This is a genomic window from Rhizobium sp. PP-CC-3G-465, assembly GCF_004343445.1.
GTDB classification, from domain to species: domain Bacteria; phylum Pseudomonadota; class Alphaproteobacteria; order Rhizobiales; family Rhizobiaceae; genus Ferranicluibacter; species Ferranicluibacter rubi.
This window is the reverse complement of record NZ_SLYH01000005.1, coordinates 289,011-307,754: the sequence shown is the minus strand read 5'-3', so window position 1 is coordinate 307,754 and position 18,744 is coordinate 289,011. Positions and strand designations below refer to the sequence as shown.

Annotated in this window: 20 protein-coding genes; 16 read left to right on the top strand and 4 right to left on the bottom strand. The window is 62.4% G+C overall.

What is annotated here, in order from left to right; translation table 11 throughout:
* Positions 1-2 precede the first annotated feature (2 nt).
* On the top strand, positions 3-359 hold the full coding sequence (locus C8J33_RS19130; protein WP_110801699.1) for a hypothetical protein: 357 nt from the start codon (positions 3-5) through the stop codon (positions 357-359).
* A 6-nt stretch (positions 360-365) separates the two neighbouring features.
* Positions 366-632 carry a hypothetical protein gene (locus C8J33_RS27825; protein WP_110801698.1) on the top strand — a complete coding sequence of 89 codons (267 nt, stop codon included), beginning with the start codon at positions 366-368 and terminating at the stop codon, positions 630-632.
* A 328-nt stretch (positions 633-960) separates the two neighbouring features.
* Here the strand turns inward: C8J33_RS27825 and C8J33_RS19120 are convergent, their stop codons facing one another.
* Positions 961-1,731, bottom strand: coding sequence for an SDR family oxidoreductase (locus C8J33_RS19120; protein WP_110801697.1), 771 nt, complete (start codon positions 1,729-1,731; stop codon positions 961-963).
* 119 nt (positions 1,732-1,850) lie between these two features.
* Here C8J33_RS19120 and C8J33_RS19115 point away from each other — a divergent pair, with 119 nt between their 5' ends.
* A complete protein-coding gene (locus tag C8J33_RS19115; protein ID WP_110801696.1) occupies positions 1,851-2,276 on the top strand; it encodes a winged helix-turn-helix transcriptional regulator in 426 nt (141 codons plus the stop codon).
* A 44-nt stretch (positions 2,277-2,320) separates the two neighbouring features.
* On the opposite strand, the gene C8J33_RS19110 is transcribed toward C8J33_RS19115, so the two are convergent.
* Entirely contained in the window at positions 2,321-2,854 is a 534-nt protein-coding gene (locus tag C8J33_RS19110; RefSeq protein ID WP_110801695.1) for a DUF4142 domain-containing protein, read from the bottom strand.
* A gap of 12 nt (positions 2,855-2,866) precedes the next feature.
* Complete coding sequence (locus tag C8J33_RS19105) at positions 2,867-3,913, bottom strand: alpha/beta hydrolase (protein ID WP_110801694.1); 1,047 nt, start codon at positions 3,911-3,913, stop codon at positions 2,867-2,869.
* Between the two features lie 287 nt (positions 3,914-4,200).
* On the opposite strand from C8J33_RS19105, the gene C8J33_RS19100 reads away from it, so the two are divergent.
* The gene (locus tag C8J33_RS19100) at positions 4,201-6,330 is read left to right on the top strand and encodes a response regulator (RefSeq protein ID WP_245507212.1); all 2,130 of its coding nucleotides are present in this window, start codon (positions 4,201-4,203) and stop codon (positions 6,328-6,330) included.
* Positions 6,331-6,355: 25 nt separating this feature from the next.
* Here C8J33_RS19100 and C8J33_RS19095 read toward each other — a convergent pair whose 3' ends face one another.
* Positions 6,356-7,117 (bottom strand): IclR family transcriptional regulator domain-containing protein, encoded by a 762-nt coding sequence (locus C8J33_RS19095; RefSeq protein ID WP_110801693.1) that lies wholly within the window; start codon positions 7,115-7,117, stop codon positions 6,356-6,358.
* A 130-nt stretch (positions 7,118-7,247) separates the two neighbouring features.
* Here C8J33_RS19095 and C8J33_RS19090 point away from each other — a divergent pair, with 130 nt between their 5' ends.
* The 12 genes from C8J33_RS19090 to C8J33_RS19035 all read left to right on the top strand — a co-directional run bounded on the left by C8J33_RS19090 (position 7,248) and on the right by C8J33_RS19035 (position 18,669).
* Positions 7,248-7,955, top strand: coding sequence for a 3-oxoacid CoA-transferase subunit A (locus C8J33_RS19090; protein ID WP_132665031.1), 708 nt, complete (start codon positions 7,248-7,250; stop codon positions 7,953-7,955).
* Entirely contained in the window at positions 7,952-8,641 is a 690-nt protein-coding gene (locus C8J33_RS19085) for a 3-oxoacid CoA-transferase subunit B (RefSeq protein WP_110801691.1), read from the top strand. The genes C8J33_RS19090 and C8J33_RS19085 overlap by 4 nt, the downstream gene beginning before the upstream one ends.
* Before the next feature lie 12 nt (positions 8,642-8,653).
* A complete protein-coding gene (pcaF, locus tag C8J33_RS19080; protein ID WP_110801690.1) occupies positions 8,654-9,859 on the top strand; it encodes a 3-oxoadipyl-CoA thiolase in 1,206 nt (401 codons plus the stop codon).
* Between the two features lie 165 nt (positions 9,860-10,024).
* Complete coding sequence (locus tag C8J33_RS19075; protein WP_110801747.1) at positions 10,025-10,579, top strand: VTT domain-containing protein; 555 nt, start codon at positions 10,025-10,027, stop codon at positions 10,577-10,579.
* A 62-nt stretch (positions 10,580-10,641) separates the two neighbouring features.
* Positions 10,642-12,150: a helix-turn-helix transcriptional regulator gene (locus C8J33_RS19070; protein ID WP_110801689.1), complete on the top strand. Its 1,509-nt coding sequence runs from the start codon at positions 10,642-10,644 to the stop codon at positions 12,148-12,150.
* Positions 12,151-12,310: 160 nt separating this feature from the next.
* A complete protein-coding gene (locus C8J33_RS19065; protein WP_110801688.1) occupies positions 12,311-12,490 on the top strand; it encodes a CsbD family protein in 180 nt (59 codons plus the stop codon).
* A gap of 90 nt (positions 12,491-12,580) precedes the next feature.
* Positions 12,581-12,841, top strand: coding sequence for a BON domain-containing protein (locus C8J33_RS19060; RefSeq protein WP_165910630.1), 261 nt, complete (start codon positions 12,581-12,583; stop codon positions 12,839-12,841).
* 61 nt (positions 12,842-12,902) lie between these two features.
* On the top strand, positions 12,903-13,421 hold the full coding sequence (locus tag C8J33_RS19055) for a DUF992 domain-containing protein (protein WP_110801686.1): 519 nt from the start codon (positions 12,903-12,905) through the stop codon (positions 13,419-13,421).
* Positions 13,422-13,712: 291 nt separating this feature from the next.
* A complete protein-coding gene (locus C8J33_RS19050; RefSeq protein WP_110801685.1) occupies positions 13,713-14,642 on the top strand; it encodes a sugar ABC transporter substrate-binding protein in 930 nt (309 codons plus the stop codon).
* Positions 14,643-14,824: 182 nt separating this feature from the next.
* Complete coding sequence (locus C8J33_RS19045; protein ID WP_110801684.1) at positions 14,825-16,363, top strand: sugar ABC transporter ATP-binding protein; 1,539 nt, start codon at positions 14,825-14,827, stop codon at positions 16,361-16,363.
* A gap of 46 nt (positions 16,364-16,409) precedes the next feature.
* Positions 16,410-17,435, top strand: coding sequence for an ABC transporter permease (locus C8J33_RS19040; protein ID WP_110729509.1), 1,026 nt, complete (start codon positions 16,410-16,412; stop codon positions 17,433-17,435).
* Positions 17,436-17,556: 121 nt separating this feature from the next.
* Positions 17,557-18,669, top strand: coding sequence for a Gfo/Idh/MocA family protein (locus C8J33_RS19035; protein WP_110801683.1), 1,113 nt, complete (start codon positions 17,557-17,559; stop codon positions 18,667-18,669).
* The last annotated feature ends 75 nt before the right edge of the window (positions 18,670-18,744 follow it).

The following is an 18,744-nucleotide window of genomic DNA, read 5'->3' as shown; positions in this document are numbered from 1 at the left end:
TCATGTGCAGATTGCTCGCGCTTGGCGGCATCGTCGGCGATCTGTTTTCGTGGGCAACGTTTCTGACAGCCGTCGTGCCGCCGATCGGCGGCATCATCGTGGCAGATTATTACGTCGTGCGCGCCCATTCCGTTTTTTTAAGAGGTCACGAGATGCGGTTCAACGCGGCGGCGCTGATTGCGCTCGGCGTCGCGGTGGCTGCGACCCTCTTCATCTGGTTCTATCTTCTCGACATCGTGACGCCTCTGGTCGGCGCCCCCCTGGCAGGCTTTCTCTATCTTGCGTTGGCAGCCATCGCGCCTGACCGGCTGGGCGTCGGACTCGGCCGGGGCTCGCTCGGCGCCGAAGCAGTCGATTGAAGACCGATGTCCGCCCGCCGCCCCATGGAAGCCCGCTCCGGCATCGTCGCCATTATCGTCTTTTCGTCGCTGGTCCTTCTACTGATGCAGGCCCGCAAAGACGTCCAGAGCAATCTTTCCATTCAGGAGGCGCGTCGCGACATGTGTACGGTGATGGAGGAGCCAGATCCGCACTTCGGCGATCAGCGGCACCGACCGCTCTTGCCGTCTGGCAAGGCGAGCGTCCAGATCAAGACTGCGCAGTTCACCCTCGATCAGATCGTCCGTATGTAGGCCTGAACATCGATTTTGCGGTAACCTTACATGTTGATGATCCTAGCCAATAAGATGGATTTCAACTTCTTGGGAGTGCCGGTCGCCTGGACCTTGGGATTTCGGACGAGCAGCATGCGATTGGGTTTCGACAGGCCTTGCCTAACCGCACGCTCATTTCATAAGTTTTTTCTATTGTGCAAGTCGTTTTTAGATATTTCTTAGAGGAATGATTTCAGTCCTCTAAGTCTCTGTTTTCAAATGTGCTACCGGGACAATTGGCTTGGGTTTCAACACAGTTAGAGATGCGACAGTCTCGCCTCGACACACTGATCAAAGCCCCCGCCGCCTAATGCCCGCCCTCACGGGCCTTCCGCGCAAAGTCGTTCAACGTGGTCAATGTCTCGTCGAACCGCTTTTCCGACTCGGCAAACCGCAGGAAACCGACATTTTTGACAAGGATTTCCGGGGGTGTCGGCTGCCGTGAGAAGAGCGACATCACCTCATCCATGAAGTCGTTCAGCGGCATGTAGCCCGAGCGCGTGGACTGTCCGGGCGTCAGTTCCGTCTGCACGGCGGGCGGTGCAAGCTCGATGACCTCGATCTTGCCTTTCAACGCATCCCGCAGGCTGACCGTATAGGAATGGATCGCCGCCTTCGTTGCCGAGTAGGTGGGCGTGGAAACGAGAGGCACGAAGGCGAGGCCGGAGGAGACGTTGACGATGGCGGCGTCCGGCCGTGTCGTCAGGTGATCGATCAGTGCATTGGTCAGCCGGATCGGCCCGAGGAGATTGGTCACGATGGTCGATTCCGCATCCGTCAGATCGCGCGACTGAGTCAGGTCCTCGAACATCATGACGCCGGCATTGTTGATGAGGACGTTCAATTCCGGGTGGTTGCGGATGACATCGGCCGCGAAGGCTGCGATGCTCTCGGGGCTGGAGATGTCGAGTGCATAGCCCACGATGCCTTCATGGTCTGCGGCGACCTCGTCCAGTCGGTCCTGCCGGCGGCCGGCGATGATGACGGTGTTGCCCTGCGCGTGGAAGCGCTCCGCCAGTTCGCGTCCGATGCCGGAAGCGCCGCCGGTGATGAGAATGGTGTTTCCGCTGGTTTTCATGTCATGCCTCACGACGTTCGATAGGGTTCACGTTGATTGTCCAGCAGAGCTAACGCTGTTACTCTCCACATAACAGAAGGCACCAAAAAGATTTATACGCACCGAAAGGAGAGTGTCGGATGCAGAGCCTACACCGCCGCCCTGCCGAAGCTCCCGCAGAGACAATGGAACGAGAGATCGCTGATGTTGTGGACCCGCGCGTCGAAGCTCTCGTCCACGAGCTGATCGGACGCGTGGCGGACAAATGGACGATGCTGATCTTGGAAACACTGGAGGAAAAAGGCGAGCTTCGGTTTACCCAGCTCAGCCGCGAAATCGGCACCATCAGCCAGAAGATGCTGACGCAGACGCTCCGGCAGATGGAACGCGACGGCCTGATCAAGCGCACCATCCATGCCGTCGTTCCGCCCAAAGTGGAGTATCGGCTGACCGGACTTGGCAAAAGCCTCGGCGCGGCCTTTTGCGGCGTGTGGATCTGGGCGGAAGAGAACCTTGCTCAAGTCCATCGGGCACGGGACGCTTTCGAGCAAGCCACCAAGGCATAGTGTCCCCAGCCCGGCGCGAAGCCGGGCTGGGGAGATCTTTGAGATCAATGCGCAGCGACGAGCTTCATCACGTGCGCCTTGTGCATTTCGAGCTTCGGCAGCGTTTCCGCCGCAAAGGCCTTCACCGCAGCATCGTCCCCGCCCTTGGCGTAGGTCGCAAACAGCGTCACGGCTTCCATATGGGCAACCGTCTGCATCTCGATGTAGAGCGGCTGGAAGTCCTGTTCCGATGCGCCCTTCAGTGTCTCGATCATCGCGGCATGCTTCGGCGATAGGGCCGGTGCAGCGTCATCGAGCTTGGCTGCCGTCTTCAGTCCCTCGCCTGCCTTGGTGTGATCCGCGATCATCTGCCGGGCAAATTCCTTCACATCGGCATCGCGGGCTTTCTCCGCAGCCAGTTTGCTGGACTCGATTTCGAACTGGTTTGAGCTCGTCACCTGTTTGACGAAGGAGGCCTTGTCCACATTGAAAGCGGCGGCCGCCGTGTCCGAACTGGCGGGCATGGCCGCAAAGGTCGGCGAGAGCGGTGCCGCGAGGAGCACAAGTGCCAGAGAGGCGGCGGTGAATGTCTTTTTCATTATCATTCTTCCTTACTTGGCAAAGGCGGCGGTGAGGTCGGCGATTGCCATGTCCATCGCCTGTTTCGCTTCGGGAACGACCTTCGCCATGCCGAAGAACTCATGTGTTACGCCGGGGTAGGTTTTCGTCTCGACCTTCACGCCCGCATCTTTCAGCTTCGCGGCATAGGCTTCGCCCTCCGAGCGCAGAGGATCGATCTGCGCCATGATGAGGGTTGCAGGTGCAACGCCTGCGAGATCCGTACGGCCGACCAGATTGAGGCGCTCGTCCGAGGTTTCATCCATGGAGGCGAACGCGTTCTTCACGAACCACTCCATATCGGCCTTGCCGAGCGGCTTGGCGTTGGCATTCTCCGTATAGGACGGCGTGTTCATATCGTTGCCGGCCACGGGATAGACGAGAAGCTGGTGCACCGGCTGCTTCGTCTTCATGGACTTGGCCATCAACGCGACATTGGCTGCAAGATTGCCACCGGCGCTCTCACCTGCGACCGCGATCTTATCTGCATTGCCGTTCAGCTCATGGATGTTCTCGACGATCCACTGATAAGCCGTCCAGGCATCCTCGTGGGCTGCCGGAAACTTGTGCTCGGGTGCATGCCGATACTCGACGGATACGACGATGGCGTTCGCTCCGAGCGCCAGGGCGCGTGGTGCGCCATCATAGACGTTGATGTCGGCCACGACCCAGCCGCCGCCGTGATAGTAGACGACGACGGGGAACGGGCCCTTGCCGCCGGGAATGTAGACGCGCGCCGCAAGTCCGCCAGCCTTCGAGGGAATAGCGATGTCACGCGTGGTGACCTGGGCTTCGGGGTTGGTCGAGAGGCGCTTGTCCCACTGGATAGCACGGGCCGCGTCCGCAGGCGTTGCCTGTGAGCGGGCTTCGGGAACCGAAAGCGTCGAGAAGGGCTTTGCGTCCAGCGCCGCCAGCTTGTCGAGAACGGCTTGCATCTCCGTGGTGGGTTTCGCCATGTCCTGCGCCAGAGAGGTGGTCGCAAAGCTGAGCGGAACCAAGAGGGCCACGGCAGTCGAAAGGGTTAGGCTTCGTAAGGTCATCAACACATCTCCAAGGTTGGTGGCCTGTCAAACTGAGCCTTCATCGGTTTGTTCCCGACGAGAAAATTCCCGAATTTTTACAAACTCAAGTGAAACTTTCGCGGTAGGATTCTCGTCTTTTCTCCTTCGTAAAAATGCGAAATTTGTCTCACGATGACGAAATCGCCCCCCCATCAACGGCCCGCGGGCAGTGGCATTCAGAAACACCTTGCCTATCTGTCTGGTGCCTTGTTAGCACCGCACAGGTCCTTGGCCGGACGCAGGTTTTACGAACGCACGGAAAGGGCATGAATTTGAACAGAGAGACGACATCCCTGACGCGTGAAGACCTCGAGAAGGAAGTCGTGCTCTTGAGATCGCAGATGTCCAGCGACGACGCGCTGCAGAGTGCAGCACGGCGGCGGGCACTGTTTGAGGCCATCGACGATGGCTTTTGCATCATCGAGTTCATCGACGGCCCGAACGGTCCGATGAGCGACTATCTTCATGTAGAGGCAAACTCCGGCTACGAGCGCCAGACCGGCATCGCCGATATCGTGGGCAAGCGCCTGCGCGAGATCGAGCCCGCGAATGCGGATGTGTGGCTGAAGCTCTATGGCGGCGTGCTGAAGAGCGGGCAGACCGTACGGTTCGAGCAGGAGTTCGCGGCGATCGGCCGCCATATCGAGGTGTCCGCCTCGCGTGTCGAGCCGAAAAGCCTCCGCCAGGTCTCCGTTCTTTTCCGCGACGTTACCGCCCGCAAGCAAGCAGAAAAAGCCCTGCGCGAAAGCGAGGCGATTGCGCGCGAGAACATCCAGCGCGTCCAGTTGGCCCTCGCCGCGGGCGCAATCATCGGAACATGGTCCTGGCACCTGCCGACGGACCGCTTCACGGTCGATGAAGGTTTTGCGGCCGCTTTCGGTTTCGATCCCTCGCTCGGGCGGTCCGGACTGAGCCTCGCGCAGGTGGTGGAGACCGTGCATCCGGACGATCAGGCGGGACTTGCTGCAGCGATTGCGGAAGCCCTGTCGCGCGGCGGGTCCTATGCGCATCAGTACCGGACGCGACGCACCGACGGGAAATACTACTGGCTGGAGGCGAACGGTCGGGTCGATCTCGCCCCCGACGACACGCCTGTCACATTCCCCGGCGTCCTCATCGATATCGAAGGGCGCCGCGCCGTGGAGGCTGAACGCGACCGCGCCATCACCGCGCTCCGCGCATTGACCGATACGCTGGAACAGCGCGTCGAGCAGCGAACGGCCGCTCTTCTGCAGGCCGAGGAAGCGCTCCGTCAGGCTCAGAAGATGGAGGCCGTCGGCCAGCTCACCGGGGGCCTTGCGCATGATTTCAACAATATTCTCGCCGGCATCGGCGGTAGCCTCGACCTGATGCGGACCCGCCTCGCCCAGGGCCGGATCGGCGATATCGACCGCTACGTCACCGGCGCCCAGTCGGCGGTGAAGCGCGCCGCCGGCCTGACGCAACGCCTTCTCGCCTTCTCGCGACGGCAGACGCTCGATCCAAAGCCGTCCGACATCAACCGCATCGTTGCAGACATGCAGGATCTGATGAGCCGCAGCGTCGGCCCAGCGATCGCCATTGAGGCGGTGGCCGCTGGCGGCCTGTGGAAGGCGTTCGTGGATGTGGGACAGCTCGAAAACGCGCTCCTGAACCTTTGCATCAACGCGCGCGATGCGATGCCCGACGGCGGCAAGCTGACGATCGAGAGCGGCAATCGCTGGCTGGACGAGCGCACAGCCAAGGAGCGCGGCCTCGAGCCCGGGCAGTATGTGTCGCTTTGCGTCAGCGATACCGGAACAGGCATGTCGCCGGACGTCATTGCCCGCGCGTTCGATCCCTTCTTCACGACGAAGCCGATCGGTCAGGGAACGGGGCTCGGCCTGTCGATGGTCTACGGCTTTGCCGGCCAATCGGGTGGCGCCGTGCGCATCTATTCCGAAGTCGGCAAAGGCACGATGATCTGCATCTACCTGCCGCGCTACGTCGGCGACGACGAAAGCGACGAAGCGCCGGCCGAAGCGACGCGCTCCGTCTCGGCGACCGACCGCAACACGATCCTCGTGGTCGATGACGAGCCGCTGGTTCGCATGGTCGCCGTCGAGATCCTGGAAGAACTCGGCCATGCCGTGCTGGAGGCGGAGGACGGCCCGTCGGCGCTGAAGATCCTGACCAGCCGCCCGGACGTCGAGCTGCTGATCACCGATGTGGGTCTGCCCAACGGCATGAACGGGCGACAGCTGGCGGATGCCATTCGCGCGCAACGCCCGGAACTCAACGTTCTGTTCATCACCGGATACGCAGAGAATGCCGTGCTCAACCACGGCCATCTGGAACAGGGCATGCAGGTCATCACCAAGCCATTCGAGGCGGACGCCTTCGCCCGGCGGGTAAGCGAGTTGATCTCCGCAAGCTGACGGCAAGGCGAGAACCGGGCAGCCCTCAGTTGAGGATCCGGGAAAGCTCCTTGCGCACATGCAGAAGCGGCGGCAGAAAGGCTAGCGCAACGGTTTCCATCGTTTCCGAAGATGCGGGAAAGCCGGTGTTCAACGCCGCGACCACCTGCCCGCGAGCGTTGACGATGGGAACGGCGATCGATCGGAGGCCAAGCTCCACCTCTTCGCTGACAGCGGCATATCCTTGCGCGCGAACCGTCTCCAGTTCCGTCATCAGCCTCTCGACAGCCGTCATCGTGTGCGGCGTTCGCCGGGCAAGCGGCGCAGCGCCGAGGAGGCTTCGTGCCTTATCTTCCGGCAGAGCCGCCAGCAGCACGCGCCCCATGGAGGTGCAATAGGCTGGCAGGCGCGAGCCGGGCATGAGAGCGATCGACATCACTTTCCGCTGCGCGGCCCGCGCGACATAGACGATCTCGCTCTCATCGAGGATCGCAACCGACGTGCTCTGGCCGATCTTTTCGGAAAGGTCATCCAGCCAGGGCTGGACGATGCGGGGCAGCGGCATGGTCGCGAGACAGCCGGTCCCGAGCCTCAACACGCGTGGCGTCACCGTGAAGAACTTGCCGTCATAGGCGCAGTACCCCTGCTCCGCGAGCGTCAGCAGGCAGCGCCGCGTCGTCGCCCGGTCGAGTCCGGCAATCGCGGCGGCCTCGGAAATGCTCAGGCGCGGCGTATCCACCGTGAAGGCCTCGATCACCCGAAGCCCTTTGGCGAGCCCGCCCATCATGTCGCTCTGCTTCGTTTCCATTGCCGGCCTCAAATGTGCGATATCGCAACAAATGCACCATATCGCACATTCTCATTGCCGTCGATGGCCCGTCGCGTTACCGTTTTCGTGTGGCCGGCCTCTCGAAGGCGGGTTTTAGGCGGAGGATACAGTGGACAAGACGGTCAGCAGCACGGCGGACGCCGTGAAGGACATCGGCGACGGTGCCACCATCATGATCGGCGGCTTTGGCGGGTCTGGCGCGCCGATCGAACTCATTCATGCCCTGATCGACAAAGGCCCGACCGGGCTGACGGTGATCAACAACAATGCCGGAAACGGTCGCATCGGCATCGCCGCCATGATCGACGCCGGCATGGTCCGCAAGATGATCTGCTCGTTCCCCCGCTCATCCGATCCGCGCGCTTTTACCGACCGCTATCTCGCCGGCGAGATCGACCTGGAGCTTGTTCCGCAAGGCACGCTTGCCGAACGCATCCGCGCGGGCGGCGCCGGTATCCCAGCCTTCTACACGCCGACCGCCTATGGCACTGAGCTCGCCGAGGGCAAGCCGATCGCCGAATTCGACGGCCGCCATTATGTGCAGGAGCGCTGGCTGAAGGCGGACTTCGCCATCGTCAAGGCGCATCTGGGAGACCGCCACGGCAACCTCATCTACAACAAGGCCGGCCGCAACTTCAATCCGCTGATGTGCATGGCGGCGGCGATCACGATCGCCCAGGTGTCGCGGATCGTCGCACCGGGCGAGATCGACCCGGAGCATGTGATCACGCCAGGCATCTTCGTGAACCGCGTCACCGAGGTCGCACAGCCACAACAGGAAGAAGAGCTCATCCGAGCCGGAGTATCCTACGCATGAGCACCGGCGATATCGACGACATCAAGCTTTCCAACGCCCAGATCGCATGGCGCGCTGCGCAGGACATCGAGGACGGGGCCTATGTCAATCTCGGCATCGGCTTCCCGGAAATGGTGGCGCGCTACCAGCCGCCCGGCCGCCGGGCGATCTTCCACACCGAAAACGGCATTCTCGATTTCGGCGAGCCCCCGGCCTCAGGCGAGGAAGACTGGGACCTGATCAATGCCGGCAAGCGTGCTGTCACCCTGAACCCCGGTGCTGCCTTCTTCCACCATGCCGACAGCTTCGCCATGGTGCGCGGCGGGCATCTCGACGTCGCCATTCTCGGAGCCTATCAGGTAGCCCAGACGGGCGATCTCGCCAATTGGCGGGTCGGATCGAAGGGCGTTCCCGCCGTCGGCGGCGCGATGGATCTGGTGCACGGCGCAAAGCAAGTTTTCGTCATCACCGAGCATGTGACGAAAGACGGCAAGCCGAAGCTGGTTGAGGCCTGCACCTTCCCGCTGACGGGCGTCGCCTGCATCACACGGGTCTATACCAGCCACGCCGTCATCGACATTTCCGACGGTCGCTTCGTGGTGCGTGAGAAGCTTGCCGCTGTGTCGATGGAGGATCTCCAGGCCATGACCGGCGCGCCGCTCCATGTCGCAGCGCCGGTCGTCGATCTCGTCGTGCCCGAACTCTGAAGGAGCTGAGCCATGCCAGACGCTTTCATCTGTGATTATATCCGCACACCCATTGGCCGCTTCGGCGGAGCGCTCGCCTCCGTCCGCCCCGACGATCTCGGCGCCGTGCCGCTGAAGGCGCTGATGGCGCGCAACACTTCCGTCGATTGGGAAGCGGTCGATGACGTCATCTTCGGATGCGCCAACCAGGCCGGAGAGGACAACCGCAACGTCGCCCGCATGTCGCTTCTGCTCGCCGGACTACCGGTCTCCGTCAGTGGTACGACCCTCAACCGCCTTTGCGGCTCCGGCATGGACGCGGTCATGACGGCTGCGCGGGCGATCAGTTCCGGCGAGGCCGACCTGATGATCGCCGGTGGCGTGGAAAGCATGAGCCGGGCACCCTTTGTCATGCCGAAGGCCGAAACCGCCTATTCCCGGCAGGCCGAAATCTACGACACGACGATCGGCTGGCGTTTCGTCAATCCGCAGATGAAGGCGCTCTACGGCGTCGATTCCATGCCGGAGACAGGAGACAACGTCGCCAACGACTTTCACGTCTCCCGCGAAGACCAGGACGCCTTTTCGGTCCGCTCGCAGGAAAAGGCAGCGGCCGCCCAGGCGAATGGCCGTCTCGACCGGGAGATCACGCCCGTCAGCGTTCCCCAGCGCAAGGGCGATGCCCTTGTCGTCGCGAAGGACGAGCATCCTCGCGCGACCAGCATCGCGGCGCTCGCCGGCCTCAGGCCGGTCAACAAGACAGGCAGCGGCACCGTGACGGCGGGCAATGCGTCCGGCGTGAATGATGGCGCTGCAGCCCTGATCATCGCATCCGAAGCCGGCGCGAAGCGCCACGGACTGACCCCGATCGCGCGGATCGTCGGAGGTGCTGCTGCAGGCGTGCCGCCGCGGGTCATGGGCATCGGGCCGGTGCCGGCGACACAGAAGCTTGCCAGGCGTCTCGGCCTGTCGCCGACGCAGTTCGACGTGGTGGAAATCAACGAAGCCTTCGCCTCCCAGGCCATCGCCGTGCTGCGGGAACTCGGCATTGCCGAGGATGCCGCGCACGTGAACCGGAACGGCGGTGCCATCGCGCTCGGCCACCCACTCGGAATGTCCGGCGCCCGCATTGCCGGAACGGCGGCACTCGAACTGTCCCTCGGCACGGGCCGGCACGCTCTGGCAGCCATGTGCATCGGCGTCGGCCAAGGCATCGCGATGGCGTTCGAGCGCGTATAAGAGCCGGAGGTCTTCGACCTCCGCGCCACGCTCCACGACATGAACCGCGTATATTCATCGGCTCTTCAAAACGCGCCGTCGAGGACTATCTTCGACAGCGATCGTTGATGGAGAGTGACGGATGGCGGGGAGTTCAGGCGGTGCCTCGGTGATCGGATCGGACGTCTGTTGGAAGCGCTGATCTCGGACTACGGCATCTGGGCCGTTCTCGTTGGCGCCGGCGTCGAGGGAGAAGCAGTCGCCTTCCTCGGCGGCGTGCTCGCGCATCGCGGTCTCCTCGTCTATTGGCAGGTGGCAGCCGCTACCGCGTTCGGTTCGTTTATTGCCGACCAGCTCTTCTTCTTCATCGGCCGGCATGCCGCGCGCTTTCGCTTCGTGGAGCGGCTTGAGGCGACGACGGCCATGCGCCGCGCGACCGGCCTGCTGGAGCGCTATCCCGTCGGCTTCATCCTCGCCTTCCGCTTCATCTACGGCATGCGCATCATCAGTCCCCTGCTGATCAGCCGGACGAGCATTTCCGCTTTTCGCTTCCTCGTGCTGAACGGGGTTGCCGCCTGCCTCTGGGGAACGGCGATCACCGCCATCGGCTTTCTCTTCGGCAATGCCGTGGAGATGCTGTTTGGACATCTGCGCCTGCACTTCCACCTTCTCATCGCGCTTGCAGCGCTGATGGCTGGCATTGCCGGGACCGCGGTGTTGATGCGCCATCGATACCGATAACCTCTCCTGCCTTGCTTGTCGCACGACCGACCAACCCCCAGCGCGCCGACCGGAAACAGATCATGCCCGAACGCCTCAAAGCGCCATCCCTCGACCGCGAAACCCTCCAGGCGCTTCTCGGCGGCCTCAGCGAGGGGGTGATATTTCTGGATGGCAAAGGGCGCATCACCTGGGCGAACCCAGCCGCTCTGGCGATGCACCGCGTCGAGGCCATCGACGATCTTGGCGGCGACGCGAAAGGGTACCGGCGGACCTTCACCCTGCGCTATCGCAACAACCATCCGCTGGAAGAGGGCCAGTATCCGATCGAGCGTCTGCTGGCAGGCGAAACGGTCGAGGACGTCACGGTGGAGATCTCGCCGGCAACGGACCTCGATACGGCTTGGGTTCACACGAGCCGGAGCATGGCGATCTCGGGCAGGAGCGATGGCGATGCGGTTCTGGCGCTGGTCATCCGCGACGAGACGCCACGCTTCGAGGCCGAGGAGCGGTTCGAGCGCTCCTTCAACGCCAACCCCGCCCCCGGCCTTATCTGTCGGCTGGATGACCACCGGTTCATCCGCGTCAATCAGGGGTTCCTCGAGATGACCGGCTTCATCAAGGAAGACATTATCGGGCGAACGGTCGAAGCCATCGGGCTGTTTTCAAATTGCGAAAGCGGCGAGGATGCACTGGCGAAGCTTGTCGAGGGCCGCGTCATCCGGCATCGCGAGGCGCTGGTTCCCCTGCCGGCCGGCGGCGACCGTCTGGTGATCGTGGCGGGAGAGCCGATCGCGGTCGTGGAGGAGCCCTGCATGCTCTTCACCTTCGCCGATCTGGATGCGCGTCGAAAAGCGCAAAATGCCCTGCGGCAGAGCGAAGAACGGTTCTCGAAATCCTTCCGTCTTTCGCCGGCACCCGCAGCCATCTCGCGGCTGGACGATTTCGTCTTCACCGAGGCGAACGATGCGTTTCTGCAGATCTCCGGCTACGGCCTGACGGACGTCGTCGGCCGAACGGCGGGCGAGTTGCGCCTGTGGGACGATATCGCCGCGCGTAAAGACATCGAGCAGAAGCTGCGCGACAACACCTTCGTGCGCGACGAACCGATGCGCATGAAGCAGAAGGATGGTGCCTTTGCCGAATGCCTCGTCTCTGCGGAGCGCGTCGAGATCAACGACGAACAATGCGTCATCTGGGCCTTGCAGGACGTGACCGAGCGTCGGCGGAGCGAGGCGCAGCTGGTGGAGGCGATCGAAAGCGTGATGGCCGACACCTCTTGGCTCAGTCGCTCGATCGTCGATCGCCTTGCGACGCTGAAGCAGACTTCGAGCGCGGCTCCGACGGCGCAGCTTATCGCCTTGAGCGACCGGGAACGCGAAATCCTCGGCCTGATCTGCAGCGGGCAGACCGATGCCGAGATGAGCGACACCCTGCATCTCTCCAAAAACACGATCCGCAACCACATCGCATCGCTCTACGGAAAGATCGGCGTCAACCGCCGCGCGGCCGCTGTCATCTGGGCGCGGGAGCGCGGCTTTACGGGACTGCCGGATGCCAAGCTCAGCAAGCGGCCGGGACGGCAAAAATAGCAGAAAACCATCTGCGACCTGAAAAAAGGTCATTTACTACCAGGCCGACTGGTATTTCCCAATCTGAAATCATCCATCCAAACCGCCTATCTCCCCTCTCATGACAGCGAGATCGTCGCTGCCATCTGAACCTGAACGTCAGTTTTCAAGGAGAACCAGGATGGACAAGAACCGTATCGAAGGCGGAGCCAAGGAAGCGAAGGGTACTGTCAAGGAGGCTGTCGGCAAGCTTGTCGGCAACGAGCGCCTCGAAGCCGAAGGCAAGATCGACAAGGCGGATGGCAAAGCTCAGAGCACGCTCGGCAAGGCCAAGGACACCATCAAGGGTGCCCTCAAATAGGCTGCTGCGGCTGCCGGCTCTCGACCATTGGAGAGCCGGGACGCAGGCGAGATGATCCCCTTGAGAGCCCGACCGAGAGGCAGAGCCATCATGTTGTTCCCCGTTCTTTCGAACACCGCCCTCACCCCCGACCAGGGATCGACTCAAGCAACGATCGCTTGCGTTCTTGCCTATACATACGGGCTGGAAGACTGCCGGATCGCGGTTGCTGTGACCGAGGAGCACGTCCTGCTCTCGGGCACGGCCCCGAGCCGCGAGGCGATCGACATGGCCATCGGCATTGCCGCCGACCTCTCGTCGCGCCGCGTCATCAGCGACGTCGAAATCGTTTCGCCCGCTGCACCGTGCTGAACCGGTGCGCTTCAGGCCCAAACATCGAACCGAACATCACAATCAATATCGGAGTCATTTTATGAAGAAGACCCTCATCCTCGCCGTCGCGGCAATCCTGGCCATCGGCACCACCGCATCGGCGGCCGACATGACACCGTCGAAGAAGCACCATGGCAGGCAGGTCGCTGACGAGCCTCGCGAACGTCTGGGTACGCTGTCCTGCGAGGTCGCCGGCGGAATCGGCCTGCTCATCGGGTCGAGCAAGGCTGTGGATTGCACCTTCAAGCAGCGCGGCGGAAAGACCGAGCGCTACACCGGCACCATCGGTAAGCTCGGCATCGACGTCGGCGTGACGGGCAAGTCCTATCTCAGCTGGATCGTCGTCAACACGGTCCCGACCACCATCGGCCAGGGCAGCCTTGCTGGCACCTATGTCGGCGCATCAGCAAGCGCCGCCGTCGGCCTCGGCCTTGGCGCAAACGCCCTTGTCGGCGGCAATTCGAAGAACTTCGGTCTCCAGCCGCTGAGCACGCAGGCCGGCACCGGCCTCAACGTCGCCGCCGGCGTCTCGCGCCTACAACTGCGCGCCGCCAACTGACCAAGGCGAAACGCAAACGCCTTGCCGTTGAACGGATAGGGGCGGGACCGAAAGGTCCCGCCCCTTCTTGCGTCTACAACGGGAAGCCCTTCCGACCTCCTCTGCAAACCATCCAGAAGACATCGCGAAGATTCAATTTGACGACGGATACAAACAATGGAATAAACATTCCACGAGGATTTATTTTGTTAGTTTTGTACCGTTTCGGCGTTGCGCCTGCGGACATCGAGGAACCCGTTTTGGGAGATCCGGATAACGGGGTGCGACCGGACACCCGCCTGAGGAGGAAACATGAAGAAGATCATTTTCAGCGCGGCGCTTGCCGTGATGCTCTCGACGGCAGCACATGCCGAGACCATCGGCGTGTCGATCGCCAAGTTCGACGACAACTTTCTGACCGTTCTGCGCAACGGCATGAGCGACTACGCGCAGACGCTGAACGGTGTTTCGCTGCAGATCGAGGACGCCCAGAACGACGTCGCCAAGCAGCAGAGCCAGATTCAGAACTTCATCGCCGCCGGCGTCGATGCGATCATCGTCAACCCGGTCGATACCGACGCGACCGCCGCCATGTCGAAGATCGCCTCCGACGCGAAGATCCCGCTCGTCTACGTCAACCGCCAGCCGGCAAATCTCGACGCTCTGCCGGACAAGCAGGCCTTCGTCGCCTCCGAGGAAACGGTCGCCGGCACGCTCGAAGCGCAGGAAGTCTGCCGTCTTCTCGGCGGCAAGGGCAAGGCCGTCGTCATGATGGGCGAACTTTCCAACCAGGGCGCGCGCATGCGCACCGCCGCCGTGCATGACGTTCTGGCGACGGATGACTGCAAGGGCATCTCGATCGTCGAGGAGCAGACCGCCAACTGGCAGCGCACCGAAGGCGCCGACCTGATCACCAACTGGCTGTCGGCCGGAACCGAGTTCGACGCCGTGATCGCCAACAATGACGAAATGGCGATCGGCGCGATGCAGGCCCTGAAGGCGGCCGGCCGTCCGATGGACAAGGTCGTGATTGCCGGCGTCGATGCGACGCAGGACGCGCTGGCCGCAATGGCCGCCGGCGACCTCGACGTCACCGTCTTCCAGAACGCTGCCGGCCAGGGCAAGGGCGCTGTCGATGCCGCGCTGAAGTTGGTGAAGGGCGAGACCGTGGAGAAGAAGGTCTACATCCCCTTCGAACTCGTCACGCCCGCAAACCTCAAGGACTACCAGGCCAAGAACTAAGGCCTGACGACGGACTGCGGGCACCACCCGCAGTCCGATCTGCGCAGGTCCGGGCAAAGCGGCGACACCTCGCCCTCGGGGCGACACCTCGCCCCCGGATACTGCCGCAGCGACCCAGAGAGAATGCTCGCCCGGTACCTTCGGTTACCGGACGGGTGGAAGGTCTTTCGAGGAGGATAACGATGGTCAGCCCGTCGACGATGGCCGCTGTGCGCAAGAGCGGCGCCATTCCCAATGCCGAATTTCTGCTGACGGCCGAGGGCGTCCGCAAGGAGTTTCCCGGCGTCGTCGCCCTTGATGACGTCACCTTCCGGCTGAAGCGCGGCACGGTCCATGCGCTGATGGGCGAGAACGGCGCCGGAAAATCGACGCTGATGAAGATCCTCGCCGGCATCTATCGGCCGGATCGCGGGCAGGTTCGCCTGAAGGGTGTCGATATCGAGCTCGCCTCGCCGCTGGATGCCCTGGAAAACGGCATTGCGATGATCCATCAGGAGCTGAACCTGATGCCGTTCATGACGGTCGCGGAAAACATCTGGATTCGCCGCGAGCCCAAGGGCCGTTTCGGGCTTATCGACCACGGCGCCATGAACCGCCAGACGGCCGACCTCTTCAAACGCCTGAACATCGCGCTCGATCCGCAGTCCCTGGTCGGCGACCTCTCGGTCGCGAACCGGCAGATGGTGGAGATCGCAAAGGCCGTCTCCTACGAATCCGACGTCCTCATCATGGACGAGCCGACATCGGCGCTGACCGAGCGCGAGGTGGAGCACCTCTTCGCCATCATCCGCAGCCTACGCGAACAAGGCATCGGCATCGTCTACATCACGCACAAGATGAACGAGCTGTTCGAGATCGCGGACGAGTTTTCGGTGTTTCGCGACGGCAAATATATCGGCACGCACGCATCCACGGACGTCACACGAGACGACATCATCCGCATGATGGTCGGCCGTGAGATCACCCAGATGTTTCCGAAGGAAGAGGTTCCGATCGGTGAGACTGTTCTCGCGGTCAAAAACCTGTCGCTGCGCGGCGTCTTCACGGATATTTCCTTCGAAGTGCGCGCGGGCGAAATCCTCGGCATTGCCGGCCTCGTCGGCTCCGGCCGGTCGAATGTCGCCGAAGCCCTTTTCGGCGTGACGCCGGCGACTTCGGGCACGATCGCCATCAACGGTCGCGACGTCGTCATCGACACGCCGACCAAGGCCATCGCCAATCGCATGGCCTTCCTCACCGAAGACCGCAAGGACACGGGCTGCCTGCTGATCCTCAACGTGCTGGAGAACATGCAGATCGCCGTGCTGCAGGACAAATTCGTCAAGTACGGCTTCGTGAAACAGACGGCGCTTGCCGAAAAATGCGAGGAGATGGCGCGCAAGCTGCGCGTCAAGACGCCCAATCTGGACGAGCGGATCGAAAATCTTTCCGGCGGCAACCAGCAGAAGGCGCTCATCGGGCGATGGATGCTGACAGATCCTCGTATTCTCATTCTCGACGAGCCGACGCGCGGCATCGATGTCGGTGCCAAGGCCGAGATCCACCGTCTGGTCAGCGAGATGGCCCGCAACGGCGTCGCCATCATCATGATCTCGTCGGAAATGCCCGAAGTTCTCGGTATGAGCGATCGCATCATGGTGATGCACGAAGGCCGCGTCACCGGCTTTCTCGATCGTGCCGAAGCCACGCAAATCAAGGTGATGGAGCTGGCAGCGCGCTGAGCGCGCCGTTCACGCCGCTTATCCATCGCGTCACGGAGGACTATCAATGGCCAACAATGAAGCCGTGCACGGCACGTCGCCCGTCTCGCCACGCTCGCGGCGAAAACTGCCGTCCGAGTTCAACATCTTCCTCGTGCTGATCGCCATCGCGCTCGTCTACGAACTGCTCGGCTGGATCTTCATCGGCCAGAGCTTCCTGATGAACACGCAGCGCCTGACGATCATGATCCTGCAGGTCTCGGTCATCGGCATCATCGCCGTGGGCGTCACGCAGGTTATCATCACCGGCGGCATCGACCTTTCCTCCGGATCGGTCGTCGGCATGACGGCGATGATCTCGGCCAGCGTCGCGCAGGCGTCCACCTGGCCCCGCGCGGTCTATCCCTCGCTGACCGACATGCCCTTTATCGTGCCGATCGCGCTCGGCATCGGCATCGGTCTACTTGCCGGCTTCGTCAACGGGCAGCTGATTGCCCGCACCAAGATCCCGCCTTTCATCGCCACGCTCGGCATGATGGTGTCGGCCCGCGGCATTTCGAAATGGTACACGAAGGGCCAGCCGGTCTCGGGGCTGACCGACCAGTTCAATTTCATCGGCACGGGCATCTGGCCGGTCATCGTCTTCCTCGTCGTCGCGCTCATCTTCCACATCGCCCTGCGCTACACCCGCTACGGCAAATTCACCTATGCGATCGGCGCCAACATGCAGGCCGCGCGCGTTTCCGGCATCAATGTCGAAGGCCACCTGATCAAGGTCTACGCCATTGCCGGCATGCTGGCCGGTCTCGCCGGCGTGGTCACGGCCGCCCGCGCCCAGACCGCACAGTCCGGCATGGGCGTGATGTACGAACTCGACGCCATCGCCGCGACCGTCATCGGCGGCACATCGTTGAATGGCGGCGTCGGCCGCATCACCGGCACGGTCATCGGCACCGTCATCCTCGGCGTCATGACCTCCGGCTTCACCTTCCTCCGGGTGGACGCCTATTACCAGGAAATCGTCAAGGGCCTCATCATCGTCACGGCCGTCGTGGTCGATGTCTATCGCCAGAAGAAACGTTCCAAGGGCTGACCCGCAAATATCACCCGTTCCATAAGGCCGGCACTGTCACTGCCGCGTCCTTGGGAAATCTTTTCCCCAGCATTTCAGCAGTCACCTCCAGCGCTGCGATCAACCCTCTCGGGAGACAAACATGAAAGCTCTAGGCGTCGGCCTGATCGGAACCGGTTACATGGGAAAGTGCCACGCACTCGCCTGGAACGGTGTCCGCCAGATCTTCGGAGACGTTCCCGCTCCGAACCTGATCTACCTGGCCGAGGCCAATGCCGAGATGGCGGCGAACCGTGCCAGCGCTTTCGGCTTCCGCAAATCGACCGGCAACTGGCGCGACCTTCTTGCCGACCCAGAGGTCGATGTCATCTCGATCACCACGCCGAATGCCTTCCATCCGGAAATGGCGATTGCCGCGCTTGAAGCCGGCAAGCATGTCTGGTGCGAAAAGCCGATGGCACCGGCCCTTACCGACGCCGAAGCCATGCTGGCAGCCGCCCGCAAGACGGGTAAGACCGCCATTCTTGGCTACAACTACATCCAGAATCCAGCCATCGCCCAGATCCGCCGCCTGATCGAGGACGGCACGATCGGCACCGTCAATCATGTGCGCGTCGAAATGGACGAAGACTTCATGGCCGACCCGGAAGCCCTCTTCTACTGGAAGAGCGAGGCGGCGTCCGGCTATGGCGCGCTGGACGATTTTGCCGTTCATCCCCTCTCGCTGCTTTGGCACCTCTTCGGCCATGTGCAGGAGGTCATCGCCGACCTCGGCAAGCCCTATACCGACCGTCCGGTCAAAGACGGCACGCGCCGGGAGGTCGAGAATCATGACGTCGCCAGCGTTCTCCTGAAGCTGGAGGGCAATATTTCCGCCGTGCTGATGGCCAACCGTTCCGCCTGGGGCCGCAAGGGGCGCATCGCGCTGCAGATCTTCGGCTCGAAAGGGTCGATCCTCTACGATCAGGAGCGCATGAACGAATTCGAGCTCTACACAGCCGATGGCCCCGAGGCGACGCGCGGCTTCGCCCGTGTCCTCACGGCCCCGATCCACACGCCCTACGACCGCTTCATCCCGGCTCCCGGCCATGGCCTCGGCTTCAACGACCTCAAGATCATCGAGTGCCACCAACTCATCAATGCCATCGCCGGCAACCCCTCCACCACAGTCTCCTTCGAGGATGGCCTGCGAATAGAGCGCAGCGTCCACGCAATGGCGCAGTCCTATCGGGAGCGGGGTTGGGTGTCGGTTTGAAGCCGCTCACATGAACCTTAAAGGGGAAATGGCCTAACGAGACGCCTGCTTCAGCCCTCGAGCTCTGGAGAAGGC

Coding starts and splice junctions, on each gene's coding strand:
- C8J33_RS19130 (WP_110801699.1), top strand. CDS start 3: ATGTGCAGATTGCTCGCGCTTGGCGGCATCGTCGGCGATCTGTTTTCG.
- C8J33_RS27825 (WP_110801698.1), top strand. CDS start 366: ATGTCCGCCCGCCGCCCCATGGAAGCCCGCTCCGGCATCGTCGCCATT.
- C8J33_RS19120 (WP_110801697.1), bottom strand. CDS start 1,731: ATGAAAACCAGCGGAAACACCATTCTCATCACCGGCGGCGCTTCCGGC.
- C8J33_RS19115 (WP_110801696.1), top strand. CDS start 1,851: ATGCAGAGCCTACACCGCCGCCCTGCCGAAGCTCCCGCAGAGACAATG.
- C8J33_RS19110 (WP_110801695.1), bottom strand. CDS start 2,854: ATGAAAAAGACATTCACCGCCGCCTCTCTGGCACTTGTGCTCCTCGCG.
- C8J33_RS19105 (WP_110801694.1), bottom strand. CDS start 3,913: ATGACCTTACGAAGCCTAACCCTTTCGACTGCCGTGGCCCTCTTGGTT.
- C8J33_RS19100 (WP_245507212.1), top strand. CDS start 4,201: ATGAATTTGAACAGAGAGACGACATCCCTGACGCGTGAAGACCTCGAG.
- C8J33_RS19095 (WP_110801693.1), bottom strand. CDS start 7,117: ATGGAAACGAAGCAGAGCGACATGATGGGCGGGCTCGCCAAAGGGCTT.
- C8J33_RS19085 (WP_110801691.1), top strand. CDS start 7,952: ATGAGCACCGGCGATATCGACGACATCAAGCTTTCCAACGCCCAGATC.
- pcaF (WP_110801690.1), top strand. CDS start 8,654: ATGCCAGACGCTTTCATCTGTGATTATATCCGCACACCCATTGGCCGC.
- C8J33_RS19070 (WP_110801689.1), top strand. CDS start 10,642: ATGCCCGAACGCCTCAAAGCGCCATCCCTCGACCGCGAAACCCTCCAG.
- C8J33_RS19065 (WP_110801688.1), top strand. CDS start 12,311: ATGGACAAGAACCGTATCGAAGGCGGAGCCAAGGAAGCGAAGGGTACT.
- C8J33_RS19060 (WP_165910630.1), top strand. CDS start 12,581: ATGTTGTTCCCCGTTCTTTCGAACACCGCCCTCACCCCCGACCAGGGA.
- C8J33_RS19055 (WP_110801686.1), top strand. CDS start 12,903: ATGAAGAAGACCCTCATCCTCGCCGTCGCGGCAATCCTGGCCATCGGC.
- C8J33_RS19050 (WP_110801685.1), top strand. CDS start 13,713: ATGAAGAAGATCATTTTCAGCGCGGCGCTTGCCGTGATGCTCTCGACG.
- C8J33_RS19045 (WP_110801684.1), top strand. CDS start 14,825: ATGGTCAGCCCGTCGACGATGGCCGCTGTGCGCAAGAGCGGCGCCATT.
- C8J33_RS19040 (WP_110729509.1), top strand. CDS start 16,410: ATGGCCAACAATGAAGCCGTGCACGGCACGTCGCCCGTCTCGCCACGC.
- C8J33_RS19035 (WP_110801683.1), top strand. CDS start 17,557: ATGAAAGCTCTAGGCGTCGGCCTGATCGGAACCGGTTACATGGGAAAG.